Annotated in this window: 12 protein-coding genes; 9 read left to right on the top strand and 3 right to left on the bottom strand. The window is 44.2% G+C overall.

Translation table 11 applies throughout. The annotated features are described in order from the left end of the window. Positions 1-38: 38 nt before the first annotated feature. From betI to betA, 3 genes are read left to right on the top strand one after another with little or no spacing between them, the layout of a single operon-like run. Entirely contained in the window at positions 39-635 is a 597-nt protein-coding gene (gene betI, locus AAC853_RS11805) for a transcriptional regulator BetI (protein WP_273558931.1), read from the top strand. 26 nt (positions 636-661) lie between these two features. Next, on the top strand, positions 662-2,140 hold the full coding sequence (gene betB / locus AAC853_RS11800) for a betaine-aldehyde dehydrogenase (RefSeq protein WP_340614679.1): 1,479 nt from the start codon (positions 662-664) through the stop codon (positions 2,138-2,140). 27 nt (positions 2,141-2,167) lie between these two features. Further along, positions 2,168-3,847, top strand: a complete 1,680-nt coding sequence (gene betA, locus AAC853_RS11795; RefSeq protein ID WP_340614678.1) for a choline dehydrogenase — start codon at positions 2,168-2,170, stop codon at positions 3,845-3,847. Between the two features lie 174 nt (positions 3,848-4,021). Here the strand turns inward: betA and AAC853_RS11790 are convergent, their stop codons facing one another. Next, complete coding sequence (locus AAC853_RS11790; protein ID WP_340614677.1) at positions 4,022-5,230, bottom strand: RNA-guided endonuclease InsQ/TnpB family protein; 1,209 nt, start codon at positions 5,228-5,230, stop codon at positions 4,022-4,024. 22 nt (positions 5,231-5,252) lie between these two features. Between AAC853_RS11790 and tnpA the strand changes: the two genes are divergently transcribed. Further along, positions 5,253-5,669, top strand: a complete 417-nt coding sequence (gene tnpA, locus AAC853_RS11785; RefSeq protein WP_338861193.1) for an IS200/IS605 family transposase — start codon at positions 5,253-5,255, stop codon at positions 5,667-5,669. Positions 5,670-5,731: 62 nt separating this feature from the next. Here tnpA and AAC853_RS11780 read toward each other — a convergent pair whose 3' ends face one another. Beyond that, positions 5,732-6,214, bottom strand: a complete 483-nt coding sequence (locus tag AAC853_RS11780) for a YtxH domain-containing protein (protein WP_338803308.1) — start codon at positions 6,212-6,214, stop codon at positions 5,732-5,734. Positions 6,215-6,423: 209 nt separating this feature from the next. Between AAC853_RS11780 and AAC853_RS11775 the strand changes: the two genes are divergently transcribed. Next, on the top strand, positions 6,424-8,727 hold the full coding sequence (locus AAC853_RS11775; RefSeq protein ID WP_340614676.1) for a TonB-dependent hemoglobin/transferrin/lactoferrin family receptor: 2,304 nt from the start codon (positions 6,424-6,426) through the stop codon (positions 8,725-8,727). Positions 8,728-8,838: 111 nt separating this feature from the next. Beyond that, positions 8,839-9,342 (top strand): sigma-70 family RNA polymerase sigma factor, encoded by a 504-nt coding sequence (locus AAC853_RS11770; protein WP_340614675.1) that lies wholly within the window; start codon positions 8,839-8,841, stop codon positions 9,340-9,342. A 440-nt stretch (positions 9,343-9,782) separates the two neighbouring features. Here the strand turns inward: AAC853_RS11770 and AAC853_RS11765 are convergent, their stop codons facing one another. Continuing rightward, complete coding sequence (locus AAC853_RS11765) at positions 9,783-10,088, bottom strand: RHS repeat domain-containing protein (RefSeq protein ID WP_340614674.1); 306 nt, start codon at positions 10,086-10,088, stop codon at positions 9,783-9,785. A gap of 342 nt (positions 10,089-10,430) precedes the next feature. Between AAC853_RS11765 and AAC853_RS11760 the strand changes: the two genes are divergently transcribed. Genes AAC853_RS11760 through AAC853_RS11750 form a run of 3 tightly spaced genes read left to right on the top strand, consistent with a single transcriptional unit; the run spans position 10,431 to position 17,173 of the window. Further along, a complete protein-coding gene (locus AAC853_RS11760) occupies positions 10,431-10,928 on the top strand; it encodes a hypothetical protein (protein WP_340614673.1) in 498 nt (165 codons plus the stop codon). A gap of 60 nt (positions 10,929-10,988) precedes the next feature. Beyond that, a complete protein-coding gene (locus tag AAC853_RS11755; protein ID WP_340614672.1) occupies positions 10,989-16,763 on the top strand; it encodes an RHS repeat-associated core domain-containing protein in 5,775 nt (1,924 codons plus the stop codon). After that, complete coding sequence (locus tag AAC853_RS11750) at positions 16,763-17,173, top strand: hypothetical protein (protein WP_338883018.1); 411 nt, start codon at positions 16,763-16,765, stop codon at positions 17,171-17,173. The genes AAC853_RS11755 and AAC853_RS11750 overlap by 1 nt, the downstream gene beginning before the upstream one ends. Positions 17,174-17,442 lie beyond the last annotated feature (269 nt).

Below are 17,442 nucleotides of genomic sequence, written 5' to 3'. Positions count from 1 at the left end.
AATACTGTCCGAATAATTGATTTTCTGAGCATAAAATCATGCCAAAAATTGGAATGCAGTCGATAAGAAAACAACAACTCATTGATGCAACATTAATCGTTGTGAATGAAGTGGGAATGCAGGAAGCAACTATTGCACAAATAGCCCGAAAAGCGGGGGTTTCCAACGGAATTATCAGCCACTATTTCAAGGACAAGAACGGCCTATTAGAAGCGACCATGCGTTATCTATTGCATCAGTTAAAAATAGCTGTCGCACGCCGATTACGCTTGCTAGATAACGCAACCCCCACGCAAAGGTTGAAAGCCATTGTCGAAGGGAATTTTGATACCAGCCAGATCAACAGCGCAGCAATGAAAACCTGGTTGGCATTCTGGGCAAGTAGCATGCATCAACCAAAGCTGTATCGGTTACAACAAATCAATGAGCGCCGTTTGCATTCCAATCTTTGTGTTGAATTTAAACGTGCCATGCCAAAAGCAGAAGCGCGGCTAGCTGCACAAGGTCTTGCTGCATTGATTGACGGCATTTGGCTGCGAAGTGCATTAAGCAAGAAGCCTTTTGATATAGCAGGGACATTCAAAATTACTATCGATTACATCGAACAGAAACTCGGAGCATCTGATAAGTTCTGACTTGGATAGATGCTTAAGGAGAATCTATGACCTATTTTGGATTACAAAAACTTTATATCCACGGTGCTTATGTTGATAGTACCAATCCTAATAATACAATTTTTGACGCAATTAACCCAGCTAATGGTGACGTTATTGCTCAATTTCAGTCTGCAACAAAACAAGATGTTGATTTAGCAGTCGAAAGCGCCCATAAAGGACAGCAAATCTGGGCAGCCATGACCGCGGTGGAACGTTCACGGATCTTACACAAGGCGGTGAATATCTTGCGTGAACGCAATGATGAACTGGCTGAATTGGAAACACTGGATACCGGTAAACCCCTTGCTGAAACCCGACAGGTTGATATCGTCACAGGTGCCGATGTACTGGAATACTATGCGGGCTTAATTCCAGCCCTTGAAGGCCAACAGATCCCATTACGTGAATCTTCTTTTGTGTATACACGCCGTGAACCATTGGGTATCGTAGCAGGCATCGGCGCATGGAACTACCCTATCCAAATTGCCCTGTGGAAATCAGCACCCGCACTGGCTGCCGGTAATGCCATGATTTTTAAACCAAGTGAAGTCACCTCCCTTACCGCTTTGAAGTTGGCTGAAATCTACACCGAAGCCGGTTTGCCTGATGGTGTTTTCAATGTGTTGACCGGAGCTGGCCATGAAGTCGGACATTATCTGACTGTTCACCCTAAAATCGCCAAAATGTCTTTTACCGGCGGTATTGTGACCGGCAAAAAGGTGATGGCAAATGCTTCCGCTTCTACCCTAAAAGAAGTCACGATGGAATTGGGTGGTAAATCTCCATTAATCATTTTTGATGATGCCGATCTGGATCGCGCTGCTGATATTGCCATGATGGCCAACTTTTTCAGTTCAGGTCAGGTCTGTACGAACGGGACACGGGTCTTTGTCCCCAAGGCACTGCTTCCACCGTTTGAAGCAAAAATTCTTGAGCGTGTTAAGCGCATTCGAATTGGCTCACCTCTTGATCCCAACACTAACTTTGGTCCGCTGGTAAGTTTTCCACACATGGAGTCCGTTTTACGCTATATCGAAAACGGTAAAAACAGCCATGCCCGCCTGCTGTGTGGTGGTGAGCGTCTGCTGGAAGGCGAATTAGCAAAAGGGGCATTTGTTGCACCGACAGTATTCAGTGACTGTACCGATGATATGTTGATCACACAGGAGGAAATCTTTGGGCCTGTGATGTCTATCCTGACTTATGAAACGGAAGATGAAGTCATTGCCCGAGCCAATAATACCCATTATGGCCTGGGTGCAGGATTAGTCACCAAAGATCTCTCCCGCGCACATCGTGTGATCCACCAGCTAGAAGCTGGGATCTGCTGGATCAATACCTGGGGAGAATCCCCGGCAGCCATGCCTGTCGGTGGCTATAAACATTCTGGTGTTGGCCGGGAAAATGGACTGGCTACACTACAAAATTACACACAAACCAAATCAATACAGGTGGAATTAGGCAATTTTGAATCCCTATTTTAATCCACGCCTGAAACAGAGGAGATAACAATGGTTTTTGATTACATTATTATCGGTGCTGGTTCAGCGGGTAACGTGCTTGCAACTCGTTTAACGGAAGATACCAATGTGACGGTCCTGCTGCTGGAAGCCGGTGGACCTGATTACCGGTTCGACTTTCGTACTCAAATGCCAGCGGCGCTGGCATACCCCTTGCAGGGAACCCGTTATAACTGGGCTTATGAAACCGATCCCGAACCCCATATGAATAACCGACGCATGGAATGTGGGCGCGGTAAAGGGTTGGGGGGATCTTCACTTATCAATGGCATGTGTTACATCCGTGGCAATGCACTGGATTTTGATCATTGGGCAACCCAGGCAGGGCTGGAAGACTGGACTTACCTTGATTGCCTTCCCTATTTTCGCAAAGCGGAGTCAAGGGATATTGGCGCAAATGACTATCATGGTGCAGACGGGCCTGTCAGTGTCACGACACCCAAAGCAGGAAATAATGAACTCTTTCATGCAATGGTAGAAGCAGGTGTTCAGGCGGGTTATCCCGTTACTGACGATCTGAATGGCTACCAGCAAGAAGGCTTTGGCCCTATGGATCGTACCGTTACCCCTCAAGGACGCCGCTCCAGCACAGCCCGTGGCTATCTGGATCAAGCTCGTTCACGCGCCAATCTCACCATCATGACTCATGCGTTAACGGATACCCTCGTCTTTGAAGGCAAGACAGCTGTTGGCGTCAATTTTTATCAAGGCCATAGCTCAACGTTAACCCAGGCAAAAGCACGTAAAGAAGTTTTACTCTGCGCTGGTGCCATTGCATCGCCACAGATTTTGCAACGTTCAGGTATTGGTCCCGAAGAAGTATTGAACGAGCTTGGTATTTCTGCTGTGCATGTCTTGCCTGGTGTTGGACAAAACCTGCAAGATCACCTTGAAATGTACTTGCAGTATGAATGCCTCAAACCCATTTCCCTTTATCCCGCATTGAAATGGTACAACCAACCTCAAATTGGCGCTGAATGGCTATTCAAAGGAACAGGTATTGGTGCCAGCAATCAATTTGAAGCCGGTGGCTTTATTCGCACCGATGAAAAATTTGCCTGGCCAAATATTCAGTTTCATTTCCTGCCTGTTGCCATTAATTACAATGGCAGTAATGCCATCAACCAACATGGTTTTCAGGCTCATGTTGGCTCTATGCGTTCTCCAAGCCGTGGTCGGGTGAAAATTAAGTCGCGAAATCCACGTCAGCATCCCAGTATTTTATTTAACTACATGTCAACAGAACAGGACTGGCAAGAGTTCCGCGCGGCTATTCGCATTACGCGGGAAATCATGGCACAACCTGCGCTGGCGCCCTATTGTGGACGTGAAATCAGCCCAGGTGTTGAAAATCAGTCAGATGAACAGTTGGATGCCTTTATTCGTCAACATGCTGAAACCGCATTTCACCCCTCATGCAGTTGCAAAATGGGGACAGACGAAATGGCAGTTGTGGATGGTCAAGGAAGAGTACATGGCATTGAAAACCTACGTGTTATTGATGCTTCTATTATGCCAACCATTATTACCGGTAATTTAAATGCCACAACAATCATGATGGCTGAGAAAATAGCTGATAACATCAAGGGAATCTCTCCTCTGCCACGCAGTCAGGCAAAATATTATGTTGCCAATAATTCCCCTGTCCGCCAATCGGTCAAAAATAGTTAATCAATTCATTCTCACAAAAAGTAGATAAATCACTAATACGGGAAATTGAGATATTCAAGGAATATTCATTTTTCCCGTATTTATATTACTCATAGTGATTATTATCTTATTACGATATTAAATTCAAAGTCTTGACATCCTCCCCGCCCTAAAGGACGGGGATTCCTACAGCGTTCAGACCGAAGCCTGACTCACCTCGGTGGGTTCCTGCTTCAACGGGCGGTCTGACTGCACCATCCCTCCACAGGCAAGCACGGCATGTCCTGCCGCTAAAATATTACGTGCGGCGTTTACATCCGCGTTCGCGGTGTAGCCGCATACCTGACACACGAATTGACTTTGCGTCTGACGGTTTTCTTTCGCCGTATGACCACAGCAGGCACACCGCTGGCTGGTGTATGCCGGAGGTATCGCCACTACCTGACCACCGCGCCAGAGCTGCTTGTACTCAAGCTGACGGCGCATTTCATGCCAGCCTTGATCCCGTATCGAGCGGTTCAAGCCTGATTTGCCTCTGACGTTTCTTCCGTGCTTCTCTGCCGTGCCTTTTGCCGATTTCGACATGTTACTGACCTTCAAGTCTTCAATGACGATCATCGCGTGGTTTTTGCTGATTTCACTGGTGACTTTGTGAAGGTAGTCGCGCCGGATATTGGCAATGTGCGAGTGCAAACACTGGATTTTCCGTTTTTGTTTCCGCCAGTTTGCGCTGAATTTTACTTTGCGACTCAACTGCCGCTGGAGTGTTGCCAGCTTACGTTGGTTTGCTTTGAAGCTGCTTACTGGCTGATATACCGTGCCATCTGAAAGCGTGGCAAGTTTTGTTACTCCGGCATCCAGTCCGACCATTGATTCTGCATTGTGAGCAGGGTCAGTCACTTCGTATTCAGTCTGGATACTGACGTACCATTTGCCGCATGACTGGCTGACCGTGACGTTTTTCACTTCGCCAATGACTTCACGGCTGTTGCGATAGCGTATCCACCCTAACTTTGGCAACGAGATTCGACTGTTGGGCTGATCGAGCTTCACGCCCTGCGGGTAGCGGAATGAGTCATGTTGACCACGTTTTTTGAAGCGGGGGAATGCAGCACGCTTCTGGAAGAAATTTTTGTAGCCGCGCTCCAGATCTTTCAGTGACTGCTGCAACGGTTGCGAGGGAGATTCTTTCAGCCATTGTGTTTCAGGTACGGATTTCCACTCAATCAGCCATGAAGCCATTTTGGTGTAAGGGAGATATTTATTCCCTGCTGCATGGTTCTCATTCTGGAGTGCCAGTGCACGGTTAAAAACGAAGCGACAAGCCCCTGCGAAGCATCGCATATCGCGCTCCTGCTGACCATTTGGTCTTAACTGGAATTTGAAGGCTTGAAGTCGTATCATGACTATCATTATACTTTGGTCTATGACAAAAGAAACTGATATTCGACGCGGAAGACACGGTGTTTTCCTGATGCACGTCCACTTGGTATTCGTCGCCAAGTATCGACGAAAGATATTCGATCTTGATGCCATCGAAAAGCTACGCAGCTACTTTAGCAGCGTATGTGCTGATTTTGGTGTTGAACTGGTTGAAATGGACGGCGAATACGACCACGTGCATTTGCTGATCAACTACCCGCCAAAGCTCGCAGTATCGAATCTGGTCAACAGTCTTAAAGGCGTTTCCAGCAGGCTGCTTCGGCGTGACCGTCCAGATATTGCTCTACGCTATTACTACAAAGGCGTTCTGTGGACACCGAGCTATTTTGCAAGTAGTTGCGGAGGTGCGCCGATCTCGATCATCCGGCAATACATCGAGCAGCAGAAAACACCAGGTTAGTCGGAAAACTGCGCCTGATATCCCCGCCCTGAAGGACGGGGTTTTACGGCGCACCTGATAAATTACTTTTCCTCTTTTTTATCACTGTCATCTTTAACATCATGACCTTTAAGACGATTGATTAAGTCATCTGCCTTTTTATCAGCCTCAGACTTTATTTCTTCCGTCTTCGATTTCATCGTATCTGAAAGCTGATCGAGTTTATCATTAGCCTGATGCCGGATATCATCCGTTTTCGCTTTCATTACCTCCATCACATCATTCGCTGTTTTAGTTGCTTGACTCTGTATATCCGTCGCAGCTTCCTTTGACTTATCAATCAAACTATGGCCTTCGCGCGAAGCATTTTCCTTTATCTCCTGTGCACTTTTTTTCGCATTATCCATTATGCCCGTGGCCGTTTTTTCAGCATCAGTTGTCTTTTGTGCTGCGCTTTCTTCAGTTTGCTGAACCGGATCTTCCGCTTTTTTAGATGCGTCATCACAGCCAGCGATCAAAGCTACGATAGCAGCCAAGATCAGAGAACCAAGGATCTTTTTTTTCATTGACGAACCCCTTTGTACGTAAGGAAATTGAACTTAAATTTCAATGCCAAAAATCTCACTACCCATGGGATAAATCTCATCATCGTATGGTATGCTTCCCAAGATCATATGCAAACAAAAATAATTCTCATTTTTATTTACCTTTTTTGGTTTCTCAGGTGACTTATTACTTTGAATAATATTTCACTTGATCACATTTCAGGAAATTTATGGCAAATAATAGTCAAAAATTAGAAAAACGCCCAATCGCTACCATGGTTCAGAAAATTTTAACCGGTACATTAGTATTGGGAGCGGCATTCTCCAGCGCTGTTTACGCGACCGCAGATCCCAAAGAACAAAAATCAGAAAAGAAAAATGAGGTGATAATATTACCCACACTTTCCGTTGTTGAAAGTTTGCGCAACAGCACCAGTGCGGGAAGTTCTGTGCTCAAAAAAGCGGATATTGACCGTACCCAAGCCGATAATATTGCCCAGTTACTCGACCAGCTTCCTGGTGTTTCAATGTCAGGCTCTCCACGCCCTGGTGGGCAAACACTGAATATCTGGGGGATGGGCGACCAGGAAGATATCAAAATCACGTTGGACGATGCGCCAAAAGGATTTGAAAAATATATGCAGGGTTCTGTCTTTATTGAGCCTGAATTAATCAAACGAGTCGAGGTTGATAAAGGGCCACACAATTTACTTAACGGCAATGGTGGATTTGGTGGTTCGGTCAAACTGGTGACAAAAGAAGCGAACGATTTACTGCGCCCCGATGAAGATTGGGGGGGTTTTGTCAAACAAAGCTACCACACAAATGACAGACAGTGGATCAATAGTGGCGCACTATACGGCAGGGATCCCGATGGCTTTGCCGATGGGTTGCTCTATGTGAGCAAGCGAAATGGGCACAATATTAAACGCCCTGATGGCACACGTTTTAAGTTTTCACAAAATAACCAAATATCTTATTTATTGAAAACCAACTTTTATCCCAGTGACGCTCATACGATTAGCCTGTCCGCAATGCGATCTGAATCGGATGGTTGGCAACCCTGGGCGGCTAACCGTGATGAGATGGCCGTTCCATCAGCCGCTGATATAAAGAAATACGGTTTGGATGGTGCCTGGAAAAGAAAATTGGTCTTTCGTGATCAACTTGATCAGAACTACACTGCCAAATGGAATATCGCACCAGAAAATAACCCGTGGTTAAACCTGACGATGCTCTATGCCTATTCCAAAACCAAGCAAGACGATACTCGCCCAGAAAATGCTTCCTCCTATTTTAGTAGCTCAATGGGTAATAAAAGCTGGGTTGATTACACCGATAATCTGGTTGATATCAACAACAAAAGCGTATTCTCAACCGGTATGATTAAACACGAATTACTGGTGGGAACCCGCTGGCATAAAAACGAACGCAATGTGCTGATGTTCAATAAGGACAAAATAAAAAACAAAAACTATAACTATGGTTATTATCAACCAGGCTATATGCCTGCTGGCGATCAATTCGCTTACAGCTTCTATATGCAAGATTCCCTGAAGATAGGCAGCGTCACCGTCACACCGGGTGTTCGTTATGATCATGTCAAAAATAGGGGTAAAAAAAATAACGCGCCACTGTATAACGATACATCGCCAGAAGCTAATCATGACTATAGCAGTGTAACCTATACCGGCTGGTCACCCCATTTAGGCATTCTGTGGCAAGCAAATAAAAACCTTTCATTGTTTGCAGATATCAGCCGCACATGGCGTGCACCAATAGTTGATGAACAATATGAAGTACAAGGATTAGGTAACCTTAAAGGTTCCAGCCGCGATCTTGGCGTTGAACGAATGGCAGGAGTACGCCTCGGTGCAATTCTCGATTTCGATAACTTAATACTTGAAGAGGATAGCCTGCAAATCCGTACCACCTTATTCCGTAACCGTGGTAAAGATGAGATCTTTAGAAGACGTGGTATTTACTGTGAAGCCCAACTTGATAGTGGATCAAGTAATTCATGTGGAACATCGTTGGGAAATTACCGCAATTTACCGGGATATACGATTGAAGGCTTAGAAATAGAAACGTTCTACGACAGCTCCACACTGTTTGGAAAATTATCGTTCTCTACTATGCGTGGGCAACGTGACGCTTCTCCACGTGATCCGTGGTTAGGGCATAAAACCTGGATTGCGGAAATACCGCCAACTTCTGCCCATGCCATGTTAGGGTTTAAAATTCCGCAATGGCAGATGGCAATGGGATGGAAGGGTGATTTTATCCGCAAACAAGATCGCTCCCCTATAGATGGAGATCCAAAAGCAGATTCTTGGTCACTACTTAAAAGCAAGGGCTACGCCCTGCACGGCTTGTTTGCAAGCTGGCGTCCCTCTTTTATAAAAGGATTTGAAGCACGGGTCACTGTCGATAATCTGTTCAACCGTGATTACTATCCGTACCTGGGAGCGCCAGGAGAGACGATTTCAGGTATCGGCCGGAATTACAAATTCAGTATCTCACAGCAATTCTAACTGACACGTTCCTAACCCTCTTAACCTAAAGGGGGTTAGACTACATTGACTTCCGCCCAGCAAATACAAATAATAACTATTATCAGTTATATCCCATCAGGCAATATCATTATGGCGGTGCAAAAAAGCACATTTAAGCACAATCAAATCACCCAGAAACTCTATACCGATTATCATCACTGGTTACGCAACTGGATCAGACAAAACAGTGCTTGTCCCTATCAGGCTGAAGATCTCGTCCATGAGGTTTTCATCAAATTGATGCAATCTTCGGATCTTGAAAATATCCGCCAGCCAAGAGCCTTTTTAATGACGATAGCGCGCAGAACCCTCTCCAATTACTGGCGTAGGAAAAAACTGGAAGACCATTATCTGGAATATGTCAGTGAACAACCTGAAATCTCAGCAAACTCTTCTGAGAATCAACTTATGCTGTTAGAACAGCTAGAAAAAATGGATGAAACATTGGATGAACTTCCGGCAAAAGTCCGACAAACATTTCTGCTTATCCAACTCCAGGGCTTACGTTATCAAGAAGTTGCGGAAAATTTGGGTATCTCAATAAGCTCGGTGAAAAACTATTTACACCAAGCCCACAGGGAATGTCATTTTTGATACGCATTGAGCGTAAACGTCCGGTGATCTCACCTTGTTCCGTCCATTCGGCTCCTGCACGCTACGGATTCTGATTTTTCATTTCGAGACCCCATCATGCTTTTAGGCGGTGGGTTGAAAACCAGGTCTGGAATTCGTTCGTAAATCAAACGAAATGTCTGTTAATGGTCTGTTCTGAATAGCTTCACTGAGTAATTCAAGGTTCAAATCGGTCGTAAAAGCAGACCGAATGCGCTTTGGATGCTGACACCGCACCATTTTCGGGACGTTTATCATAATGAATTCAATAAGGCATAATCGTCATTTGTAAAACTCTATACGCATTAAACTTCAAGTCGCAATTTACAACACGATATGGAGCCTGATTTCTCCCCGCTTCGCGGGGGAGAAATCACACGCATCTTGAAGTTAGATTGGTATATAACCAATATCGTTTTCTCCTATTTTTGCTGTTTAGTTGATGTCGAGAGACGATTCCCTGCAGAGTCATAGTCATATTTATTTGTACTGACCTGCTCTGTTGTATCTGAAATCAGACGCCCAAGACTGTCATAGGAATATGTGATAGTACTCTGTATTTCGGTATCTTGTGTTTCAGTACCTTGTATTTCTATATTTTGTAGTTCATTACTCTGAATTTCAATCATATTAGCCTGAAGCGATGGAACAATCATAAAATTTATCAAGACAAGTACCATGAACATTACTATGGTTATAATAGATCTTTCCTGGCTATTTTTTAACATATTATGCATCCTCCCAAAAGAATATTTTATTTAAAATAATATCAGTAACATATATTTTCTAAAGTACATAAAATCAAATTTTCAAATAAATCTTTAACGAAAAACATTTCGCACCTGCTTTAAACAATCAATGAAACAACAATAAAATTCACCGTGATATCGTCATCTTGGTTTTAATTTAATGATGCTTGCCTAATTTTTACATTAGCAAAATATCATTAGATGTCAGCGGATATATATATTTTGAAAAACATATTCATTTACATTTCAGAATTAAAATTCAAATCTTTAATGGAATATATTTTATCTTTTTTTTAAAAAAATTTTTTGGAGGATACCAATATGTTTCAAAAGTTATATCAACTCCCATTTTGTTTAGGGATGCTCTTATTGACGAGTTTGGGCAATAACGCTTTCGCTGAAACCGCCACAAGCTTGGAACCCCCTACAGTTGGCATGCTGAATATGCCACCCGTCACACCGCAAGAAGCCGCTGAATATCTTAACAAACGTATTGTTCCGCCTTCTTCTTTGCCCCGACATACGAAAGCAGAGAAATATTTCAACGCGCAGGAATATGCCGAAAAAGAAGGTAGAGTAAGGCTCAATGTTGATGCAATATTGGGTCATGAACCACCCGCAGGGACGATGACAAAGTATGGCTTCAAACGTGCGGATTTAGCGCCCAAATCTTCCTCGGTAATAAAACGTTCAGAAAATACCGACGCTCAAGAAACCACCACAACAGTCATTATCAAAAAAAACCAACCCTCGCCTGCGCAGATTACGACTATAGAACTGCCTGAAATTCGTGCAAATAAAGAAATTTTAACTAAATAAATGTTGCCATGAATGTATTTTATTCTGCACTCGGCAGTTTTTTAACAAGGATTGCTTATCATGAATAAACTTCTTAAATTCTTGTCCCAAATTTCATTCGCTTTATTCGTTTTTCTCGTCTCTTTCGGCAGTCTTGCTTCAACAAAATCCCCATTTCAAGCAGCATCAAATCTTACTAATACCTTAGCTTGTACACCACCGCCAGCCGATCCGGAAATCAGGGATCTCGCACGTGCACTTAATTACGATCTCGAACTAATTTATGAATATGTCTATTATGGCATTGATTATTCAACGACATTCGGTCTGAAGAAAGGTCCTCTGGGTACTTTCCTTGATAGACATGGCAATAACATGGATCAGAATATGTTATTTGTCACGCTGCTACGCCAGTCCTGTATCAAAGCAGACTATCGTTATGGCGTTACCACTCTCCCCGCTGAAATGGTCGCCAATCTGATTGGTGTCGAAAATAATGCAACTTTAATCGCACGAGAGCTTGGAAGTGGGGGGATTCCTGCCTGTGTGAGAGTTGAGGGAAATGACCAATGTGTTGATAATGGCGGGCCAGCAAAAGAGGTCGATCTTCAGCATATTATGACAGAAGTCATTCACAACGGAAAAACGTACCAACTCGATCCCTCATTTAAATCCTATCAACATTTTTCTCCCATCAATGCGGCCGTTGCAATGGGCTTCAACAAAAATGAATTTTTAACAGTCGCAACAAAAAACTCATCCGCCGTTTCCGGTGTACCAGATAATGTCAACTCAATCAGAAACCTGAATAGGGACAATATCCGGGCAAAACTCAATGCCTATGCAGAAACACTCGCAAGTGAGATCCGCAAAAAATACACATCCAAATCCATGGCAGAGATTTTTGGTGGCCGTAAAATCACTGCTACTAATTATCTGGCGTCTTTTTCTGCTGCCGGCGGTACACGTTGTACTGAAATAGAAAATTGTTCACCCGTACAAAATGCACTTAAGAGTGCTTTTACGGTGAAAATTTCTGATACAGCATCATCACCTGCTACTATCAATATGACGTTTTATGCCGATCAGATATCGGGTAAGCGTCTGACGTTGAACTATAACAACGCCAATCAGCCCGTTTTGACATTGGATGGCACTGTTATTGCTACAGGGAGTGCAACAAAAACACCAACCCAGCTTGTCACAACAACGCTATCTACCCCCTATGTAATTAAATATGATAATTATTCCGGACAGAATGTTGTCAAAACAGGGGGAACCTATTCCATTATTCTGGCAGCCGGTGAAATGGGTCGTGATACGCTCGCTCACTATCAAAATATGGCCATCAGTGCACAAGTAGAGGGAAAGGCTGATACGTCTGAAGCGGTATTAGGAACTGGCCTGGCGGCTGTCGGCTACGCCTATGTGAGCCAGTCTAACAGTTCAGATCAGCTTGCGGCCAACCTGAATGGTTTTAATAGAAAGCATCATTTTACTGTCGGTATTGCGGGTTATAATGGAAGCGCTTATGTGGATTTTCCCATCCAGCTTGTAAGTGGGGCTGCTAAAACGCTCTCTTCTTCTTTCGATGATTTTATAGCAACTATATTCAACAGCGCTATTCGGCAAAGTGCTCTTGAATCCAGCAGTGTTAAACAGCTTCAGGAAGTCGAAGCAGTTTCAACCACGCGCATGTTTGACTATTCCAATACAAGCAATATCGGCTTTCTTGAGGCTACGCCACAAAACTGGTCTTCTGTTAAACGCATCTTGATTAACTGGGATCTCTCATCCCTCACCGATATGGAAACCTATCTAACAGAGAAAGGAAGTGATGATCGCAGGGTATTTGTACCACAAAATGGCTCACGTCCAGTCAATACCTGGAATGGAAATGGCTATTACCTATTGAAAAATGATAGAGCAGCACAGACAAATAGCGTCTCATATAAAATCAGCGGGGGATTTAAAGGCGGTTTTGCTTCTGAAAAAAAATCCTGGATAAGCGATAAATGGAATATGGCCAAGTCCAGTGCTCAATCAGCCTATCAGGCTTTCAAGAGTGTTGACCCTATCGATCTTCGTAGCGGTTATTTTCTTTACGATCACGAGGATATTAGTACAGGGTCTGCCACCTATCCTTTCGGGTTGACACTCACCCGTAGCTATAATTCTGGTCAAAAAAACACAAAAACAGCGCTTGGCTATGGATGGCGTCATAATTTCATGCTGAGCGCCAAACGTGACAGTGACCCTTATGAAGCCTTCGGGCAATATAACCCCTTAGCAGCCGTGACATCCATTGTTGCCACACAGGTTATACAAGATCTGGAAACCGATCCGACGCTGACTAATACAGCAATTTCCTCGATTATTGGCAGTTGGTTGATGGATCAGTTAGTCGATAATGCCATTACCGTTCAAACGAACGAAGGAACACGAAAATTTATTAAAATTCCGACTGCCTCTGGAGGTGTTACTTTTGTTCCCCCGCCCGGTGATGGCTCAACCTTGATCCTCGGAGAGGGGAATGCCGTTACCATCACAGACAAAACAGGTGTTGTCACACGCTTTGATAAAGAAGGGGATATTCAGTCCTGGGAGGATAAAAACAAAAATACGGTGACCTTTACCTATTCAGGTACAGGAAAAAATAAAAATTTAATAACCGTTTCCAATGGCATGGGGCGAAAACTTGAGTTCTCCTATAGTGGCAATAATCAGTTAACATCGGTTTCAGACGGTTCTCGTTTAGTCAGCTATGGTTATGACGGAAATGATAACCTGCTAAACTTTCAAAATTCGCTTAACGCCATCTATCGCTATGGTTATGAAGGGTTAGGTCTGCTCACGACTATGTATAACCCTGCCTTCCCTGAAACAACTACCGTCAGAAATACTTACGATAATTCAGGGCGCATCCAAACTCAGGCTGACCCTTTTGGCAATCTCTGGCATTACCTCTTTGCCAATGAGACCCGGACACAAGAAACAGATCCTCTCGGTCATAGTCGCGTTATTTATTATGACAGAAATGGCAACATGTTAGCTGACTTTAACCAAACAGGAGCTGCAACACGTTATACCTATAACGGCATAGGGCTGCGTACACAGGTTGTTGGTCCTCGCGGTTTATCAGAAAGTTTTACTTATGATGATAAAGCCAATATTTTAACAAAAACCATTTCTCCAACGCCACAATCTGTCGATGCTATAACCGGAAAACCTGCCGAGCCAATTACCGAAAAATGGACCTATTCCGCCCTTTCCCTGCCACTCACCCATACTGATTTTTTAGGTAGAGTGACAAAATATGACTATGACGGACAAGGCAATCTTATTCGAATAACGCAACCTGAGGTCTCAAAACCCGGCATAGATGGCACACATTCCCCCATAACCTTGACCTCCTATAACGCCCAGGGTTTACCTTTAACGACAACCGATCCAGAAGGACGCGTAATCCAAAATACCTATGACCCGCAATCGCTTGATCTCATTTCAACAATAGTCGATCCGGGAACAGGGCATTTAAACCTGACCACAACCTATGCTTATGATGGTGCTGGCAATAAAACAGAACAAAAAGATCCAAAAGGTTTTACAACCCACTACCTTTACGATACTGAACGCCGTTTGGTGCAAGTGACTGCTCCACAAGGCCTTGGCATTACACAATATGTTTATGATTCCAATGGCAACCTCAGTGAAACAAAAATTGCAACCGGTGATGCTGAATCGCCCTTTCTTATCACAAAAACACAATATAATGAAGCCAATAACCCACTTATCGTCACTGAGCCGGATGGCAAAACAACGACGACAGCTTATGATGCCTTAAACCGTGTGGATACAGTCACGTCGTCATCGGGACGGCGTACCCGCACAACCTATGATGCTGCTTCACGCCCCGTCAAGATTATTGATGAAATTACCAGTCATCATGATGCCTCTATCACGAAAAATCTTGGTACGGTTGTACGGGAAACCCGCAGCTATACCCCGGGTGGTCTTCTCGCAACACTGACTGATGCCAACAACAATACAACCCTCTATAAATATGACGCCTTTGAACGCCAATCTGAACGCCATTACCCTGATGGCTCTTATGATATGTATGTGTTCAATGCTGTGGGGAAAGATATTGTTTTTCAGCGTCGCGATGGAAGCCAAATCTGGTATGAATATGATAATCTTGACCGAATCATAAGCAAAAAACCGGATAATCAGTCTGTTATCCGTTATGAATATGATTATAGCGGGCGAATTCTCTCCCTTACCCCCAGCGCCAATCCGGAGTTTGCCGTTTCTTACACTTATGATACGGCAGGAAGAACCCGCTCTGAAACAACAGCAATATTCGGCACTACGCAATTCACGCTTGATAATAATGGCAACCGTTTTTCCATGGCGCTGCCCTCCCTTGCCGGTGGACTGAATGTTTCCAATGTTTATGATGCCTTGAACCGTATGACAGGGGTTTATCAAGGCCCGCCAACAGCCGCAATCCCCCTTGTTCACTATGGCTATGATCCGGCAGGCAGGCGTATTGTTGCGATTTACGGTGATCTTCAACAGCCCCTTGCAAAAAAGGAGCTAGCGTATAATCAGGCAAGCCTGCCTACAACGATATCCCATCAGTGGAATGGCTCGCAGCTAAACATCGGTTATCAGTACAACGCTGATCGCCAGAAAACGCACGTAAGCCTGTCAGATAAAAGCTTTGCCCCCGCGGCATTACCCGACTCAAGTCAAACCTATAAGAGTAACAATCTTAACCAATATACGGCTGTCAATGACTCCGCGCTTGAATATGATAAGCGTGGCAATCTGATCAACGATGGGGTTTGGGGTTATCGATATGACACGGAAAACAGGCTAGTTAGTACTGAAAAAGCCGATATAAAGATTGGGTTTGGTTATGATGCACTGAGCCGGCGTGTGATTAAAAAGGTCCTCAAAGATAATGTCGTCACCACTTATGTTTATCTCAGTATCGGTGATCAGGAAATGGCGGTGTTTAGTGGTACCGGCACACCCGATTTTAGCGGCGCCTATATCTATGGTGCCGGGCTTGATGAAGTGGTTGCTGATATTACAGCGCGTGGCCATAATTTTTATTTTCAGGATGCGTTAGGCTCGACCATTGCCCTTACCAATGCGCAAGGTGAGGTAATAGAAAAACACGGCTATACTGCTTATGGGTTAGAGAGTGATCCCGGTAATGCGGCTTTCCGCTTTGCCGGTCGGCGTATTGATCCTGAAACCGGCCTGTCTTACAACCGGGCACGCTATTACTCTCCCGCTCTAGGGCGCTTTTTGCAGACTGACCCCGCCGGAACAGAGGATGGCCTGAACCTCTATGCCTATACCGGCAACGACCCCGTTAACCTCGTTGACCCGACAGGACAATGGGGAGAAGTGGTCAATACCGCACTGGATTACACCCCTATCGTTGGTGGAGTTAAAGGGTTCTATGAAGCCTACCAAGACCCGACATGGACAAATATTGCGGCGGCAGGTGCAGGAATTTTCGGGCCTCCCGGAAAAGCGCTTGGAAAAAGCGGGAAGGCGGCTGTAAAAGCCATTCATGGCAACTCAAAACACTCACCAAAACCAGCTTATCTTTATGAGCTGTCAACAGATAAAGGCGAATTTCTAAAATATGGAATTTCACAAAATCCCAGTAAACGATACACAAATAAATATATGACAGATAAAGAAATAAACGTTATTCATTCCGGTTCTCGAGCTGATATGCTAAAGTTAGAAAGAGAACTTGTGACTAAGAATCCTGGACCGCTCAATCGAGAACCTTGGGCTAAAGCTACTAAAAAAGCAAAAGGTGAATAATGATAACAATTGGAAATCAATTTGGTGGGCCAAACCTTGATGGCTCACCAATTAAGTTAGCTTTACGCACTACATCAATTACAGCGGCAAAAGAAAGAGATGAAGGTTATGATAGTGGAAAAGAAGCCTTTATTAACCCCATATTTATTGTTCCTGGGTCTATATTAGGTGTGGACTTTGAAGGTCTTAAATATGGCTACTTTTCCAAAAAACGAAAAGGGGTGGTAATACAAATTGCCGTACCACAAAGTGTGGCTGATGGTGAAGGTATCCGCGAGTTTATTGTGGGAGCATTACGCGAAGCTGTGCGCATGGCAGCAGAGAAATTTGCCAAACATGCTATTCCTTTTTCATCACTCAAGGCTGAGAAAATTATTCTGGCCATTGAGAAAAAACTGCAAGACTTTTGAGCAACCTTAAAAAACAAATTTGGCTCGCTTATCCGCGAGCCTTTTTTATATGAATTATACTCTTATACGATTAATTCCAATGGGAATACCTTCTAACTGATTCTGATATCGCTTATGAAGAAGAACCCTATGGTACGTTGTAGCCCGACCTGAACCGACATACTATTATTCTCCCATTCTGAACCACTTTTTGCAGACTGGCTCCGCTGGAACAAAGGATGTTAGCCATCTGGGAAATAAGGTTAACCCGATTGGTCCAAACAGAAGGC

The organism is Xenorhabdus thailandensis (assembly GCF_037996785.1).
Lineage (GTDB): Bacteria > Pseudomonadota > Gammaproteobacteria > Enterobacterales > Enterobacteriaceae > Xenorhabdus > Xenorhabdus griffiniae.
This window is presented reverse-complemented; position numbering and strand designations above follow the sequence as displayed.